Source organism: Jiangella sp. DSM 45060 (assembly GCF_900105175.1).
GTDB lineage: Bacteria > Actinomycetota > Actinomycetes > Jiangellales > Jiangellaceae > Jiangella.
Genome location: NZ_LT629771.1, coordinates 5,078,098 through 5,094,552, shown reverse-complemented (window position 1 = coordinate 5,094,552; position 16,455 = coordinate 5,078,098). Strand labels below are relative to the sequence as shown.

Sequence of the window (16,455 nt, the reverse complement as noted above, 5' to 3'; positions counted from 1 at the left end):
GTAGCGCCATGCCGTGGAGCGACCGGACCGAAGCGCCGGCGACGCCTACCCGCGTCACGATCGCCGATGTCGCCGACCGCGCGGGGGTCAGCCCGACCACCGTCTCTCACGTGCTGTCGGGCAAGCGCGTGGTCAACGCGACCACCCGCGAGGTCGTCATGGAGGCGATCCGCGAGCTCGGCTACCGCCCCAACCACGTCGCGCGCAACCTCCGCACACGGCAGTCGCACATGATCGCGATCGTCGTGCCCGACATCACCAACCCCTTCTACGCGGTGCTGACGCGGGGCCTGGCCGACGCCGTCGACGCGGCCGGGTACGGCACGTACGTCTGCAACACCGACGGCCAGCACGAACGCGAGCGCAAGTTCTTCGACGACGTCATGGACCGCGGTGTCGACGGCATCGTGTTCGCCTCCGGCGAGACCGCCTCGGACATCACGTTCGGACCGGCCGAGGCCGCCACCCCGATCATCTGCATCGGCGACCACCTCGACCATCCGCTGTGCGACGCGATCACCCCCGACGACGAAGCCGGGTCACGCGAGGCCACGGCGTTCCTCACCGCACGCGGCTACCGGCGCATCGCGATGATCCAGGGGCCGCAGCGCTACGGCTCGCAGCGCACCGCCGGTTTCCGGGCCGCCATGCAGGCCGCGAAGCACAAGGTGGCCGCCGAGCTGATGGTGCGCGGCGACTGGACCCGCAAGGGCGGCTATCAGGCCATGCGGACGTTGATGGCGCTCGACTCCCCGCCCGACGCCGTGTTCTGCGCCAACGACCTGATGGCCATCGGCGCCCTGGACGTCGCGCACGAACTCGACCTCGAGGTGCCCGGCGACGTCGCGATCATGGGGTTCGACGACGTCGACGCCGCCACCATCGTCACACCCCAGCTCACCACGGTGCGCAACCCGGCGTACGAGGCGGGCAGCACGGCCGGCGACCTCCTGCTGAGCCGGCTGTCACGGCGCTACACCGGGGCCGGACGCACCGTCGTGCTGCCCTGCCCGCTGGTCATCCGCGGTACCGCCTGACGGTTCTCACTCCTCCGGGAAGACGATCACCGCCTTCACGAAGCCGGCGGGCTTGTCGTGCAGGGTCGCGAACGCGTCGTCGATCCGCTCCAGCGGGAAGCGGTGGGTGACCAGCCCGGCCATCGACAGCACCCCCGACGAGACCAGTCGCAGGCCGGCGTCCATGCCACGCATGATCGTGCCGAGGTCGCGGAAGTGGGCGTTGACGATCGAGAACGCCATCCAGTTCCAGTGGTCCAGCGCGACCTGCCGCGGCGCGCCCTGGTGGAAGCCGACGATCGCGATCGTGCCGCTCATCCGCGTCACGTCACCGCAGGTGGTCAGCCCGGGCTGGGTGCCCGTGCACTCGAACGTGACGTCCGCGCCGCGGCCGCCGGTGCGCCCGCGCACGACGTCGGCGAGCGACTCGCGGGTGACGTCGACGACGCGGGCGGCGCCCAGCCGGCCGGCCCGCTCGAGCGCGTCGGCCCGAGTGTCGGCGACGATGACCTGGCGCGGGCCGCGCAGCCCGGCCAGCGTCTGCACCAGGTTGCCCATGAACCCCGCACCGAGCACCACGACGTCGTCGCCGAGCCGGGGAGCGGCCAGCTCCACGGCGTTGACGGCGCACGCGAGCGGCTCGGCCAGCGCCTCGTCGAGCGGCCCGTCGCCGGCCGGGAAGCAGTACGCCGCGCGGACCGCGACGTACTCCGCGAACCCGCGCTCGGTGACCCACACGCCGACGCGATCGCCGACGGCCACCCCGGTCGCCGCCTCACCGACCTCGGTGACGACGCCGCTCACCTCGTGGCCCAGGTAGAGCGCCTCGCCCGCGGCCGGTCCCTCGGCCCACCGGTCCAGCTCGGAGGCGCAGACACCGGACGCGACCACCCGCACCAGCACTTCGTCCGGCCGTGGCCGAGGTACCGGCACGTCGTCGATCTCGAAGCGCTCCCGGCCCCGCAGCACCGCGATGCGCATCTCAGAGCGCGCCGTCATGGAACACCACGATCGCGTAGACGCCCAGCCGGTCGAGGACCACCGCGTGGACGCCGTCCTCCTGGGTGAGCCGCAGCGGCGTACGGGAGCCGTCGCTCGCGACGACCGTCCCGTGCTGCTTGGCCTTGGGCAGCCGGACCCGCAGCGGCACGTCGGTGAGCGTGCGAACCGCGTCGGCCGCGGCGTCGTAGTCGTAGTTGACCAGGTGCAGCGCGAAGGAGCCGTCGTCGAGCTGCTGGAGGTTGGCCGCCACCGGGACCGTCGTCTCGACCTGGCGGCCGTGCGGGAGCAGGTCGTCGACGGACGTACGGCCGGCGGAGCGCAGACGCGGGTGCGACGGGAGGCCGTCGGCCACGCGGTCGGTGGTGACCACCGTCCCGCCGCCGGCGAGGTAGCCCTCGACCGCCGCGGCCTGCGCCTCGGTGAGGGCATGGACGTCGGGCAGCACCACGGTGGAGTAGCGCTCCAGCTCGGCGGCGGACGCGCGGTCCGGCGCCGTCACGCCGTCGGGCCAGATGACCACGTCGAACGGGACGGCCGCGTCGGCGAGCAGCCGCGTGACCGCGCGGTAGGGCACCACGACCGACTCGTCGCGGCGGTTGGTGGTGTTGTCGCTCGCGTCGGCCTTGCCGATCAGCTCGCGGGTGCTGGCGACGCTGAACACGACGGCGACCTCGTTGGCCGTGCGGCGGGAGAACAGCCGCTCGTGCTCGGCGAGGAACGACTGGATCTCGGTCGCGAGGCCGTGTGGTGCGTAGAAGGAGTCCTCGATGACGCTGCCCATCCAGGACCCGTAGGGCACCGACATGTTCGCGCCCAGCGCGGCCGCCTCGAACAGCGACAGCCGGAAGAGGTCGTGCCCCTTGCCCTCGGCCAGCAGGCCGATCAGCTCCGGCACGACGCCGCCGTACGGGTTCTCGACGACCACGACGTCCTTGTCGCCGGCGAACGCCGCGACGTAGCGGTACCACTCCGGCTGGCGGTATGTCGTGTTGCGCATCTCGGTGATGACGAGGTCGACGTCGTCGGCGAGGGCGAGGTACATCGGCTCGAGGTTGAAGAAGTTGCCCGAGACGACGATCTCGCGGCCCACCGAACGGGCGTACTCGCGGGCGTAGTCGGCGAGCTCGGCGAAGTACGTCTTGATCGACCGGCACTGGAAGGCGTAGTAGTCGCCGAACAGCGGGGTCGACTCCCGGCCGGAGCGGAAGTCGTAGCCCCGCTCGCGCAGCCACTCGCCGTAGTGGAAGGTGGCGAGGTCGACGCCGTCGAGGGCGATGTCGACCTGCGACGGCGGCAGGCCCCGCAGGTACGCGCGGAACCCCTTCATGCAGTCCTTGCAGAAGCACGCGCCGTACTGGAACGCGCCCATCGGCAGCTCGGCCTCGTCGAGCTGGATGCCGTCGACGCCGGCGTCGATCTGGATCCGGATGACGGCCTTGAGGTACTCGCGCCAGACCGGGTTGTTGCGGTCCATGTAGAAGCACTGGTGCTCGCGGTCCGGGCACTCCACCCAGTGGGCATGGCATGGCTGCTGGTCGATGTCGCGGACGACGCACTCCTCGATGAGGTCGGTGACCGGTTCGCCGTCGCTGTTGACCAGGCCGTGCGGGAAGTAGTGCTCGACCGGCTTCCAGAGCTTCGGGTAGCGGTTGGAGGAGAACTCCCGCAGCCCCATCCAGTCGCGCTTGCCGGCGCCGCGCAGCTCGTTCAGCGCGAGCACGGCGTCCTCGTCCTCGGTCAGCTCGACCGGGAACTCCCAGCCCTGCGCCTCGAACACGATGCCGAGCACCTTGATGCCGCGCTCGTGGCAGGCCGCGATGAACTCGCTGTCGTTGACGAAGCCGTAGAACCGGGACCGGGCGTCGACCGGGCCGAACGCCTCCTCCTCCAGGTAGGGCAGCGCCAGCGAGCCGCCGCCGAGCGAGGCCCAGACCAGCACCGTCGCGCGGTAGTCGACCAGGTCGTCGACCATCCGCAGCCGGCGCGGCGGCAGGCTCGGGTGATAGCAGTGCTGGCGGGGGAACCAGGCGTCGAAGTACACACCGCGGTGCATGGGCGGCCTCTCGGGTCGGGGGTCAGGGTGTGAGGAGCGGGCCCAGGGTGCGCTCGGCGATGGCGAGACCCTGCCGGACCTTGCCGGGGTTGCCGCTCCAGACGGGGTCCTCGTGCTCGACGGAGACCACGCCGTCGTAGCCGGTCCGGCGGAGGGTGTCGAGCACGCGGCTCCAGTCGAGCTCGCCCAGGCCGGGCACCCGGTAGCGCCACCATCCGCTCGTCCAGGGCTCCCGGTCGAGGACCCGGCCGAAGACGCCGTAGCGGTCGCGGTCGGTGGGGCGCACCTCCACGTCCTTGGCCTGGACGTGCAGGACGCGGTCGGCATGGGCCGAGAGCGCCGCGACGGGGTCGATGCCGAGCCACACCAGGTGCGAGGGATCGTAGTTGAGCCACAGGCCGAGCTCCGCCAGCCAGCCCCACAGCTCGGGCGAGTAGGCGAGGTTGGCGGGGTAGCCGTCGGGATGCCACCCCTCCATCGGGCAGTTCTCGATGACGAGGCGGACGTCGCGGGCAGCGGCGTACTCGACGAGCGGCGGGAACACCTTCTCGGCGAGACGGAGGTTCTCGGCGACGGTGCGGGACACGTCGCGGCCCACGAACGTGCCGACCAGGCCGACCCCCAGCAGCTGCGCCGCGTCGACGCAACGCCGGAGGTGGTCGTGGGTGGCCGCGCGGACAGCCGGATCCTCGTGCAGGTTGTTCTCGTAGTACGCGACGGCCGAGAGCTCGAGGTCGTGCTCGGCGAGCAGGTCGTGGACCCGGGCCGCCTCGGCCGCGTCGAAAGACTCGACGTCGAGGTGACTGGCCTCCCAGTCGCGGCCGGGCCGGTCGGGCCACGCGGCCACCTCCAGCGCGCGGTAGCCGTGCGCACCCGCCCACCCGGCGACGTCCGCGAGCGACTCGCCGGGCAGGCAGGCGGTGAGCAGGCCGAGCCTCATGCCGGGGCGGGCACGTTGACGTAGCTGTTGCCGGCGAGGTCCCGCCCGCGGGCCAGCCAGATCTTCCAACCCTCGTTCTGCGGCACGTCCTGCATGCGCACCGAGGAGGGGAAGTAGCGCATGGTGTAGCCGGTGCGGCGGACCGGGCTGGTGTTGGCCTCGGCGCCGTGGACGATGCGTCCGTCGTGCATCGAGAACTCGCCGCGGCCGAGCTCGAAGTAGACCGCGCGCTCCTCGTCGACGCCGGCGAGCCCCGCGTGGAACGTCTGCTCGGTCATGTCCGTCGGCTCGTAGTTCTCGGAGAAGCCGCCGTTCAGGTGGGAGCCAGGGATCACCCGCATGCACCCGTTCTCCCTGGACGAGCCGTCCTCCAGCGCGAGCCAGATCGTCACGATGTTGTCGTAGTCGTCGAACCGGCCCGCCCAGAACGCGCTGTCCTCGTGCCAGGGCGTCGCGCGGCCGGTGAACGGGTCCTTGGAGATGAAGTGGCTGGTCCACAGGGCGATGTCGGGTCCGACCAGCGGCTCGACCCAGTCGAGCACCTCGTCGGAGAGCAGGAAGTCCAGCAGCCGGTCGTCGCGGTAGTGCGGCGTGTCGAGCTCGTCGGAGAGCTTGTCGCCCTTGTCGGCGAGGTGCTCGTTGAAGATCTGCTCGAGCCGGGTCAGGCGCTCCTCGGCGAGCAGCTGCCGGGCCGGCAGCAGGTAGCCGTTCTCGCGGAAGAACGCGACGTCGGCGGCGGTCAGGGTGTCGGTCATCGCAGCGGCCTTTCTGGCTGGTCGGGGTGTCCGTCCTGGACGACTACGACGCTAGGGCCGTGGTCGTCGCGGTCACGACGCCTTTCCTCCGGTCGACTCGACCTATCTTCGGCAGGTCGCCGTCAGGGCTGGTCGAGGGCGCGGATGATGTCGATGAACAGCTCCATGTCCTCCACGTAGTCCTCGGGCGTGGTCTTCGGTGCGCCGCCGGTGGTGACGACCTCGTGGAAGTACTCCAGCTCGTGCGTGTAGGGGTCCTTGAGGTGCGGCCGCACCACCGAGCGCTCGTAGGAGTCGCCGTCCGTGCGCTCGATCTCGAGGACGGTGGGGAAGTGCCGGACGTACGGGGTGTCGTACTGCACCTTCATCGAGCCGCTCGCGCCGTACACCTCGATGTGCGCGTCGAAGCGCAGCTGGTCGTCGACGCCGGTCTCGTAGGTGACCACGAAGTCGCCGTAGTCGAGCAACGCGACGACGTAGGCGCCGTTGCGCCACATCTTCGCCGCCGCCACCCGCTGCGGCCGGCCGATCAGCTCGCGCATGGCCGACAGGTCGTGGCTGCCCAGGCCGCAGAGCAGGCCGTAGGTCCAGCCGAGCTCCTCGGGAACGTCGCCGAGGGCCTCGCGGACCAGCGCGGCCCGGCGGGCCCACTTCTCCTCGATCAGGTCCGGCGGCACGTCGCCGGGCCGCTCGACGTACGCCGTCTGGTCGATGATCAGCCGGTTCTCGCCGATGACGTCGTGCACCCTGACGTAGCGGATCGGCCCGAGGGCGGGCAGCCGGGCGACCGCCTCGGTGAAGGCCGGCGCGAACCGGCGCATGTAGGCGACCATGACGGTCTTGCCGGACCGGTCCCGGGCGGCGATGATCTCCTGGGCCTCCCGCGGGCTGAGGCACATGGGCTTCTCGACCAGCACGTGCAGCCCCGCGTCCAGCGCGGCGACGACGCACTCGGCGTGGTACTCGTCGCTGTTGAGCACGAACACGCAGTCGATGTCGCCCTCGGCGATCAGGTCGTGGAAGTCGCCGTAGCGGTCCTTGACGCTGTAGCGGTCGCCCACGCTCTTCAGCAGGCCGGGGGAGATGTCGCAGATCGCGGTCAGCTCGTACTGGCCGGGCAGCGACTCGATGATGGGCAGGTGGATCAGCTGGGCGACCTCGCCCAGACCGATGACTCCGACGCGCAGGGTGCTCACTTCTGTCCTATCGGTCGTCGCGATACTGCAAATCGGTTTGGTACCCCGCAAACTAAGCCCTGGGCACCCGCCGGTCAATGGCCGTCCGGCGTCACGGCAGCGCCGCCATGCGCTCGGCGAAGAGCGTGGTGAACGCCGCGACGTCGACGGCGGTGGCGATCCGGCAGTTCGGCTCCGGCGGGTTCTCCCACATCAGCAGGTCCGCGATCGCCACGCCGCGAGTCACCCGGCCCTGCGTCTCGACGGCGACGTGCGCGTCCCGCCAGGTGACGAGGTCCGGGCGGGTCACGACGGCGACCGCGAGCGGGTCGTGCAGCGCGCAGCTGTCCTGTTCCAGCAGGTCGCGCGGCTTGGTCCGGTTCTGGAAGTCGATCCAGCCCTCGACGTGAGTGGCGGCGAGCCGGCCGAACTCCCCGCCGGTGGCGAGCGCGCGGGCGTCCCCGCGGGTCAGCCGGACCTTCCGGGTGACGTCGAGGCCGACCAGCCGGATGGTCGCGCCGCTGGCGAGCACCGCCTGCGCCGCGTCAGGATCGCACCAGAAGTTGTACTCGCCCGGCATCGCCGCGACGTTGGTCTGCTCGAGGTAGACCCCTCCCATCACGACGATCTCGCGGGCGGCCGCGGCCACCTCCGGGCCGGACGCCAGCGCGCGGGCGACGTTGGTCAGCGGCCCGATCGCGACGACGGTCAGCTCGCCGGGCTCGGCCAGCAGCCGGCGGGCGATCTCGTCCGCGGCGTCGTCGCCGGCCGGCGCCCCCTCGACGACGGTGAGGTCGGCGCGGCCGAGCACCTCGAGCAGCTCGCGGGTGAGCCGGGTGGAGGTGGCGACGTCGCCGTTGCCGCCCACCGTCGTGACCAGCTCGACCCGCAGGCCGGGATCGGCGAGGGCCAGCGCCAGGGCCAGGCCGTCGTCGATGTCCGAGCCCGGCGCGCCCATCGCGAGGTCGGTGTCCAGGATGATGCGGGTCAGCGGCTGGCCCACAGCAGGCCTCGCTCGATCAGCGTGCGCACGTCGGGATGGTCGAGGTCGTCGAGCTTGTGCCCGATGGTGCTGACGAAGACCTTGCCCTTGCCCCAGCGCCGCGTCCAGACGGCGGGACAGGTCACGGCCCCGCGCCACGGCGTCCCCTCGGCGGGCCGGAAGGTGGTCGTGGCGAGCACGTCGTTCAGCCCGTCCGTGAGCACCCAGTACTGCTCGGTGTCGAGCGACCACCGCGGGCTCAGGCCGGCGACGAGCTCGTGGTGCGCCTGTTCGGGCACCACCTCGACGTCGTGGCGGACGAAGCCGCCGGGATGCGCCGCCCACTGGCCGCCGACGAGGTGGAGGTAGTCGGGCGAGCCGCGGAAGGAGTCGCAGATCCCGCCGTGCCAGCCGGCCAGCCCGGTGCCGTTGGCGACCGCCGCGGACAGCCCGAGGACCTGCTCGTCGGTGGCCACGCCCTGCGTGTAGCACTGCACGACGAGATCGGTGGCGGCCAGCCGGTCGGCGTCGGCGTACACCTCCGGCCCGTCGTGGACGTCGACGTCGAACCCGTGCTCCTTCAGGTGCGGAACGAAGCGCTCGGTGGCCTCGACCGGGCTGTGGCCCTCCCAGCCGCCCCGCACGATCAGGGCTCGGCGAGCTCCGGTGTCCATACAGGTCCTCCCTCGGCGTGATCTCGGGTCGCACGTTAGCCAATCGATTTGCCAAGGTCCAGGGGTCGCCTCCTCCGGCGCGCGTCCGCGACCCTGTCGGACCCGCGTGGTGGGATGGGACCAGTCGTCGGGGAGCAGAGGAAGGAGCGGCAGTCGGTGAGGCGTCCCGCAGCCGTGCGTCTGGTGCGCACCGTCCGGCCCGCCGCGCCGCCGGTCCGCCTCGACGACTCCCAGAAGGCCGCCGTCGAGCATCGGGGCGGGCCGTTGCTGCTGCTGGCCGGGCCGGGCACCGGCAAGACCACCACGCTGGTCGAGGCGGTGGCGCACCGGGTCGAGCACGACGGCATCGACCCCGGCCGGGTGCTGGTGCTGACGTTCAGCCGCCGGGCCGCCGGTGAGCTGCGCGAACGCATCGCGAGGCGGCTCGGCCGGACCATCCGCGAGCCGCTGGCCCGCACCTTCCACTCCTACGCGTTCGGGCTGCTGCGCCGCGAGGCGGTCGCGCAGGGCGAGCCGTCGCCGCGGCTGCTGGGCGGGGCCGAGCAGGACGTCCTCATCCGCGAGCTGCTGCGCGGCGACGTCGAGCAGCTGGGCGCCGGCTACTGGCCCGACCACCTGCGCCCCGCGCTGCTGACCCGCGGGTTCGCCGCCGAGCTGCGCGACTTCCTCATGCGGGCGGTCGAGCGCGGCCTCGGCCCCGACGAGCTGGCCGCGCTGGCCGCCGCGCACCGGCGCGACGACTGGCTGGCCGCGGCCCGGTTCGCGCGGCAATACGCCGGCGTCACGGCGTTCCGCTACCCGCCGACGTTCGACCAGGCCGAGCTGGTGCGTTCCGCCGCCGGGCTGCTGCGCGACGACCCCGAACTGCTGGCACGCGAGCGGCAGGCGCGTGCGTTCGTCGTCGTCGACGAGTACCAGGACAGCGACCCAGCGCAGGAGGAGCTGCTGCGGCTGCTGGCCGGCGGAGGCCGCGAGCTGCTCGTCGTCGGCGACCCCGACCAGTCCATCTACGGCTTCCGCGGCGCCGAGCCCGAGGCCATCCGCCGCTTCGCCGACCGCTTCCCGGCCGCCGACGGCTCACCGGGCGCGGTGCTGGCGCTCGCGGCGTCCCGGCGCTGCGGGCCGCGCCTGCTGGCGGCGTCGCGACGGGTCGCGGCGCGGCTGGGCGGGCTGAGCCGGCACCGCGAGCTGTACGCGGCCGGGTCGGGCGACCACGGCGCCGATCGCGCGTCCGTCCACCTGCTCGCCAGCGCCAGCCAGGAGGCCGCGTTCGTCGCCGGGCGGCTGCGGGCGGCGCACCTGCTCGACGACGTCCCGTGGGACCGCATGGCGGTGCTGGTGCGCAGCGCGTCCGCCATCCCGGTGCTGCGCCGCGCGCTGGCCGGCGCCGGCGTGCCGGTCAGCGTGCGCATCGAGGACGTCCCGCTGGCCGACCAAGCACCGGTCCGGGCGCTGCTCACGGTGCTCGAACTGGTCACCGGGCTGCGCGAGCTCGACGTCGAGACCGCCCTCGACCTCATCACCGGCCCGCTGGGCGGCGCCGACGCGCTGGCCGTGCGGCGGCTGCGGCAGGAGCTGCGCGCGCACGAGCTGACGGCCGGCGGCGGCCGTGCCTCCGGTGAGCTGCTGGTCGAGGCGCTGACCACCCCCGACGAGCTGCGCTTCCTCGACGATCACGCGGTCGCACCGGCCACCCGCGTCGCCGGGCTCATCACCGCGGCCCGCGAGGCGGCCGAGGCCGACGGCGCCACCGCCGAGGACGTCCTGTGGGCGGTGTGGACGCGCTCCGGGCTGGAGGCCCGCTGGACCCGCGCCGCGCTGTCGCGGGGACGCGCCGCGCCGGCCGCCGACGCCGACCTCGACGCCGTCGTGGCGCTGTTCGACGCGGTCGCCACGTTCGTCGACCGCATGCCCGGCGCCCGGCCCGAGGGGTTCGCCGAGCACCTGCGCGACCAGCAATTGCCGGCCGACACCTACCGGCCCGGTGGCCCGGCCACGGCCAGCGTCAGCATCCTGACGGCGCACGCCGCGAAGGGCCTCGAATGGGACGTCGTGGTGGTGGCCGGCGTGCAGGAAGGCGTCTGGCCCGACGTCCGCGAGCGCGGCAGCCTGCTGGGCACCGAGTCGCTCGTCGACCTCGTCGCCCACCGCGACGACTCCGCCGTCACCCGGGCCAGCGCCCGGCTGGCCGAGGAGCGCCGGCTGTTCTACGTCGCCGTCACGCGGGCCCGGCAGCGCCTCTACGTCACGGCGGTGTCCAACGAGGAGTCGCAGCCGTCGCGGTTCCTCGACGACATCGACCCCCTGCCCGCCGACGGCGCCGTCGAGCGGCTGGTGCAGGCGCCGGGGCGCGGGCTCGACCTCCCCGCCGTCGTCGCCGAGCTGCGCGGGGTCGTCTGCGACCCCGCCGAACCGATCGAGCGCCGCCACGGCGCCGCGCACCAGCTGGCCCGGCTGGCCGCCGCCGGGGTGGCGCAGGCCGACCCCGACGAGTGGTACGGCCTGCGCCCGGTGTCCGTCACCGAGCCGCTCGGCCACCCCGACCGCCCGGTGCGGGTGTCGCCGTCGAAGGTCGAGGAGTTCAACCGGTGCGAGCTGCGCTGGCTGCTCAAGGCGTGCGGCGCCACCGACTCCGACCTCCGCCGCGCCGGCATCGGCTCGCTGCTGCACGACCTCGCCGAGCGGGCCGCCGTCGAGAGCTGGTCCGACGACAAGCTGCTCACCGAGCTCGACAACGCCTGGCCGGGCATCGACGCCGGTGAGGGCTGGGTGGCCGCGCGCGAGTACGGCCGGGTCCGCGACATGGTGCAGCGGCTGGGCCGCTGGCTGCGCGACAACCCGCGCGACATGGTGGGCGCCGAGCTCGACTTCGACGTCAAGGTCGGCGACGCCCGGCTGGTCGGCCGGGTCGACCGCCTCGACGCCGACACCGACGGCCGGCTGGTCGTCGTCGACTACAAGACCGGGGTGTCCGCGCCCACCACGGCCGAGGTGGCCGAGCACGCCCAGCTGGCCGCGTACCAGCTGGCCATCCTGCACGGCGGGTTCGATTCCCATACCGACGGCGAGCGGCGCAGCGGGGGAGCGAGCCTGGTCCAGCTCGGCAAGGACGCCAAGGGCCAGGCCAAAGAGCAGCTGCAGGGCGCGCTGCCCGACGACGGCGAGCCGACGTGGGCGCACGAGCTCATGCGCCACACCGCCGAGGGCATGCGCCAGCCGTCGTTCCGGGCCGAGAAGGGCGGCTGGTGCGGGTTCTGCCCGGCCCGGCCGTCCTGCCCGGTGTGGCCCGAGGGCGAGCAGGTGACCCCGTGACGACGACGTTCATCTCGCCGGCTGAGCTCGCCCGCCGCCTCGGCCAGCCGGACCCGACACCGGAACAGGCGGCCGCCATCGCCGCGCCGCTCGCGCCGGGCGTCGTCGTCGCGGGCGCCGGGTCCGGCAAGACCGAGACCATGGCCGCCCGGGTGGTCTGGCTGGTGGCGTCCGGCCTGGTCCGGCCCGAAGACGTGCTCGGCCTGACGTTCACCCGCAAGGCCGCGCGCGAGCTGGCCGCCCGCATCCGCCGCCGGCTGTCGCAGCTGGCCGCCCGCGGGCTGGTCCCGCCCGACGTCCTCGACGGCGAGCCGACGGTGCTCACCTACGACGCCTACGCCGGGCGCATCGTCGCCGAGCACGCGCTGCGCCTCGGCCGCGAGCCCGGCGCCCGGCTCATCACCGAGGCCGTGGCCTGGCAGTATTCCCAGCGGGTCGTGTCGTCCTACGACGGCGACATGCAGGCCGTCGGCTACGCGCCGTCCACCGTCGTGCAGAAGGTGCTCGACCTCCACTCCGAGCTGGCCGGGCACCTCGTCACGCCGTCGCGGGTCGAGGAGTACACCCAGCAGCTGCGGGCGGGCATCGAGGCGCTGCCCAAGGCGAAGGGCCAGCGCACCAAGGACCTCCTCTACGCCGACGTCGCGAAGGGCCTGGCCGTGCAGGACGCCCGGGTGGCGCTGCTGCCCGTCGTCGCGGAGTTCCGGGCCCGCAAGCAGGCCGACGAAGTGCTCGACTTCGCCGACCAGGCCGAGCTGGCCGCCACCCTCGCCGACCGGTTCCCCGAGGTCGGCGAGGCCGAGCGGGCCACCTACGGCGTCGTGCTGCTCGACGAGTACCAGGACACCAGCCACGCCCAGCTGGTGCTGCTGCGGTCGCTGTTCGGCGGCGGCCACCCCGTCACCGCGGTCGGCGACCCGTGCCAGTCCATCTACGGCTGGCGCGGCGCCAGCGCCGGCACGCTGACGTCGTTCCGCCGCGAGTTCCGTTCCGGCGACGATGACCTCGCCCGGCTCGACTCCCTGACCACCAGCTTCCGCAACGGCGCCGAGATCCTGCAGGTCGCGAACCGGCTGTCGCAGCCGCTGCGGGCGCAGGGCCTCGACGTCCCCGAGCTCACCGCGTTCCCCGGGCTGCCGCCGTCCACCGTCGTCGCGTCGCTGCACCTGACCGCCGACGACGAAGCCGCCGACGTCGCGCGCCGGGCACGGGCGTTCTGGGACGCCTCCGACGACGGCCGCACGGTCGCCGTGCTGGTGCGCAACCGCGGCCAGATCCCGCGGCTCGAGTCCGCGCTGCGCGCCGTCGACCTCCCGGTCGAGGTCGTCGGCGTCGGCGGGCTGCTGGCCACGGCCGAGGTCGGCGACGTCGTGGCCACGCTGCGGGTGGTCAACGACCCGTCCCGCGGCGACGCCCTCATGCGGCTGCTCACCGGCTCGCGTTGGCGCATCGGGCCACGCGACCTCGACGCGCTGGCCCGCTGGGCGCGGCGGCTGGGTCGTCCCGACGACGACACCGGCGGCGCGCGCCGTCCCACCATGCGCGAGGCCGCCGCCGAGGGCATCGCGCTCGACGAGGTCGACGAACTGAGCATCGTCGACGCCCTCGACGCGCTGCCGCAGGGCGGCGACTGGTTCTCACCCGACGGCGACCGCCGGCTGCGCGCGCTCTCGGCTGAGCTGCGCGAGCTGCGCACCCGCACCGGCCAGTCGCTCACCGAGCTGGTGCACGACGTCCAGCGCACGCTCGGCCTCGACGTCGAGCTGGCCGCCCGCCGCGGCCCGGGTGGCCGGGCCAACCTCGACCGCTTCCTCGATGTCGCGGCCGAGTTCGAGTCGCACGGCGACGCGCCCACCCTGTCGGCGTTCCTCGCCTACCTCGACGCCGCCGAGACCGCCGAGCGCGGCCTGGCCCCGGGCGAGGTCGAGGTGTCCGGCGACCGCGTCCAGGTGCTCACGGTGCACGGCGCCAAGGGCCTGGAGTGGGACGCCGTCTTCGTCACCGGGCTGGTCGACAAGGTGTTCCCGTCCGGCGGCGAGCGGCAGCGGGCCTGGCTGGGCGACCCCGGCGAGCTGCCGTACGCGCTGCGCGGCGACGCCGGGTCGCTGCCGCCGCTCGATCTCTCCGGCGCGGCCGACCAGGTCGGTGTACGCGACGCCGTCGACGCCTTCTACGGCGACGCCGCCGCGGCGGCCCGGCTCGAGGAGCGCCGGCTGGCCTACGTCGCGGTCACCCGGGCGCGGCGGCTGCTGGTCTGCTCGGGCTACTGCTGGGACGACGCCGTCCGGCCGCGCGAGCTGTCGATGTTCCTGCACGAGATCAAGGTGGCGTGCGACGACGGCGCCGGCGAGGTCGGCGTCTGGGCCACTCCGCCCGACGCCGACGACACCAACCCGCTGTCCCAGCAGGTGCGCGAGCTGCGCTGGCCGTACGACCCGCTCGGTCAGCGGCGGGCGCTGCTCGAGGACGGCGCCGGGCTGGTCCGGGCGGCGCAGGGCGCCGTCAACGGCGTGCTGTTCGACCTCGCCCAGCCGGTCACCGAGTGGGACGCCGAGGTCGAGCGGCTGCTGGCCGAGCGCGAGCGGAACTCGTCGCTGCGTCCCATCGACGTCGCGCTGCCCGAGCACCTGTCGGTGTCGCAGCTGGTGGCGCTGCGCGAGAGCCCCGAGCGGCTGGCCCGGGCGCTGCGCCGCCCGGTGCCGCGGCCGCCGGCGCCGCTGGCCCGCCGGGGCACGCTGTTCCACGCCTGGCTCGAGTCGCGGTGGGGCGCGCCGCGGCTGGTCGACGTCGACGAACTGCCCGGCTTCGCCGACGACGGCGCCGCGCCCGACCGCGAGCTGGCGTCGCTGCAAGAGGCGTTCCTGGCCAGCGCGTGGGCCGGGCGCACGCCGGTCGAGGTCGAGGCGCCGTTCGAGCTGCTGGTCGCGGGCGTGCTGCTGCGCGGCCGGGTCGACGCCGTGTTCAGCACCGACGACGGCGGCATCGACGTCGTCGACTGGAAGACCGGCCGGCCGCCGGCCACTGACGAGGAGGCCGCCACGCGCACCGTCCAGCTGGCCGCGTACCGGCTGGCCTTCGCCCGGCTCTACGACCTCCCGCTCGACCACGTCGGCGCCGCGTTCCACCACGTGCGCCAGGACACCACCGTCCGGCCGGCCGACGTCATGGACGAAGCAGAGCTGACGGCGCTGGTCACGGGCGTTCCGGTGGCCGAGGAGTGACCTCACGATGACCGCCGGACCGCGCCGCCCTGCCGGGCGCCGTCCGGCGACCATCGCGCTCCCGCTGCTCCGTCCCCGTCGAGCCGATGCGAGAGGCGCGTTCCCGGCCGCGGCGCGAGAGGCGCGACCACAGGACCTATGCCCACCACTGTGGTGAATTGGGGGACAATCGGCCAGGTCACGCGGCGAAGTGTGACGATCATCGCGATTCTGTGACGACCCGCGCATCGGGCGTCGTGGGCCGGCGGATCGCTGGCCGAAGTGCGCATCATACCTGTTCGCAGCGTGTTTGGCAGTAGAAATGACTCATTGTCTCGGTCTCGGAGATAGCTCTTGATCGGCACGGTGTGCCGGGGTGAGACTCCTGTCTCGTGACCCCCGCGCTGAAACCGCTGCGCCGCATCGCCGCGTACGCCGTCTGCCTCGACGCGTCCAAGCGCGTGCTGCTGATCCGCGAGTCCGTGCGGTCGGGCACCCCTGGCGTGTGGACGCTGCCGGGCGGCAGCGTGCTGCACGGTGAGCACCCGCGCGACGCCGTCGTCCGCGAGGCGGCCGCGGAGTCCGGGCTGCTGCTGCGTGCCGTCACGCCCATCGACGTCCTCGCCGACACCCGCGCCCGCCCGCACCGCGAGGTCACGCTGCACACCGACCGCATCCTGTTCGAGGCCGAGGTCATCAGCGGCGAGCCCGAGCCGCTCTCGCCCATGGTCGACGACGTCCGCTGGGTCAGCCTCGACGAGGCGGCCACGCTGCAGCTGCGCCCGTTCGTCGCGCAGGTGCTCAAGCTGCCGCTGTCGACGGTGGACCTCCCGCCCGAGCGGATGCCCGAACTGCCCGGCTTCCACATCCAGCAGGCGCCCGACGGCCGGCACACCGTGCAGCGGTTCGCGGCGTACGGCCTGGTCCGCGACCCCCACGGCCGCGTGCTGCTCACCCAGGTCGCCGACGGCTACCCCGACGCCGGCTGCTGGCATCTGCCCGGCGGCGGCACCGACTTCGGCGAGCAGCCGGCCCAGGCGCTGCTGCGCGAGCTGCACGAGGAGACCGGCCAGGTCGGGCGCATCCGCCGGCTGCTGGGCGTCGCCAGCCACCGCGAGCCCGAGCAGGTCGGTCCCGAGGGCTTCGCCATCGACTGGCACGGCGTGCGCCCCTACTACGACGTCGTGGTCGACGAGCCGGCCACCCTGGTCCTGGCCGACGTCGGCGGCTCCACCGTCGGCGCCCGCTGGTTCGACCCCGCCGACGTCGCCACGCTCGCCCTGACCGCCGTCACCACCGAAGCCCTCCACGCCCTCGCCTGACCCCCCGCAGCGGAGCCGGCGCAG

11 protein-coding genes are annotated in these 16,455 nt (G+C 73.6%); 4 read left to right on the top strand and 7 right to left on the bottom strand.

Annotated elements, in window-relative coordinates; genetic code table 11:
- Window positions 1-8 precede the first annotated feature (8 nt).
- The gene (locus tag BLU82_RS22600) at window positions 9-1,037 is read left to right on the top strand and encodes a LacI family DNA-binding transcriptional regulator (RefSeq protein WP_092623291.1); all 1,029 of its coding nucleotides are present in this window, start codon (window positions 9-11) and stop codon (window positions 1,035-1,037) included.
- A gap of 6 nt (window positions 1,038-1,043) precedes the next feature.
- Here the strand turns inward: BLU82_RS22600 and BLU82_RS34360 are convergent, their stop codons facing one another.
- From BLU82_RS34360 to BLU82_RS22565, 7 genes are all read right to left on the bottom strand, one after another.
- A complete protein-coding gene (locus BLU82_RS34360; protein WP_172885678.1) occupies window positions 1,044-2,015 on the bottom strand; it encodes a zinc-binding dehydrogenase in 972 nt (323 codons plus the stop codon).
- Complete coding sequence (locus BLU82_RS34795; RefSeq protein ID WP_172885677.1) at window positions 1,999-4,071, bottom strand: hypothetical protein; 2,073 nt, start codon at window positions 4,069-4,071, stop codon at window positions 1,999-2,001. Before BLU82_RS34795 ends, BLU82_RS34360 begins: the two co-directional genes overlap by 17 nt.
- A gap of 22 nt (window positions 4,072-4,093) precedes the next feature.
- Entirely contained in the window at window positions 4,094-5,011 is a 918-nt protein-coding gene (locus tag BLU82_RS22585) for a sugar phosphate isomerase/epimerase (protein WP_092623290.1), read from the bottom strand.
- Window positions 5,008-5,766 (bottom strand): phytanoyl-CoA dioxygenase family protein, encoded by a 759-nt coding sequence (locus tag BLU82_RS22580; RefSeq protein WP_092623289.1) that lies wholly within the window; start codon window positions 5,764-5,766, stop codon window positions 5,008-5,010. Before BLU82_RS22580 ends, BLU82_RS22585 begins: the two co-directional genes overlap by 4 nt.
- Window positions 5,767-5,888: 122 nt before the next feature.
- Window positions 5,889-6,962 carry a Gfo/Idh/MocA family protein gene (locus tag BLU82_RS22575; RefSeq protein ID WP_092623288.1) on the bottom strand — a complete coding sequence of 358 codons (1,074 nt, stop codon included), beginning with the start codon at window positions 6,960-6,962 and terminating at the stop codon, window positions 5,889-5,891.
- A gap of 91 nt (window positions 6,963-7,053) precedes the next feature.
- Window positions 7,054-7,944, bottom strand: a complete 891-nt coding sequence (locus BLU82_RS22570) for a nucleoside hydrolase (RefSeq protein ID WP_092623287.1) — start codon at window positions 7,942-7,944, stop codon at window positions 7,054-7,056.
- Complete coding sequence (locus tag BLU82_RS22565) at window positions 7,929-8,597, bottom strand: ThuA domain-containing protein (RefSeq protein WP_092623286.1); 669 nt, start codon at window positions 8,595-8,597, stop codon at window positions 7,929-7,931. Before BLU82_RS22565 ends, BLU82_RS22570 begins: the two co-directional genes overlap by 16 nt.
- 156 nt (window positions 8,598-8,753) lie before the next feature.
- Here BLU82_RS22565 and BLU82_RS22560 point away from each other — a divergent pair, with 156 nt between their 5' ends.
- The 3 genes from BLU82_RS22560 (at window position 8,754) to BLU82_RS22550 (ending at window position 16,431) form a co-directional block, all read left to right on the top strand.
- Window positions 8,754-11,909 (top strand): ATP-dependent DNA helicase, encoded by a 3,156-nt coding sequence (locus tag BLU82_RS22560; protein WP_197682397.1) that lies wholly within the window; start codon window positions 8,754-8,756, stop codon window positions 11,907-11,909.
- Window positions 11,906-15,130, top strand: a complete 3,225-nt coding sequence (locus tag BLU82_RS22555; RefSeq protein ID WP_172885676.1) for an ATP-dependent DNA helicase — start codon at window positions 11,906-11,908, stop codon at window positions 15,128-15,130. Before BLU82_RS22560 ends, BLU82_RS22555 begins: the two co-directional genes overlap by 4 nt.
- A gap of 371 nt (window positions 15,131-15,501) precedes the next feature.
- A complete protein-coding gene (locus BLU82_RS22550) occupies window positions 15,502-16,431 on the top strand; it encodes an NUDIX hydrolase (RefSeq protein WP_092623284.1) in 930 nt (309 codons plus the stop codon).
- Window positions 16,432-16,455: the final 24 nt, after the last annotated feature.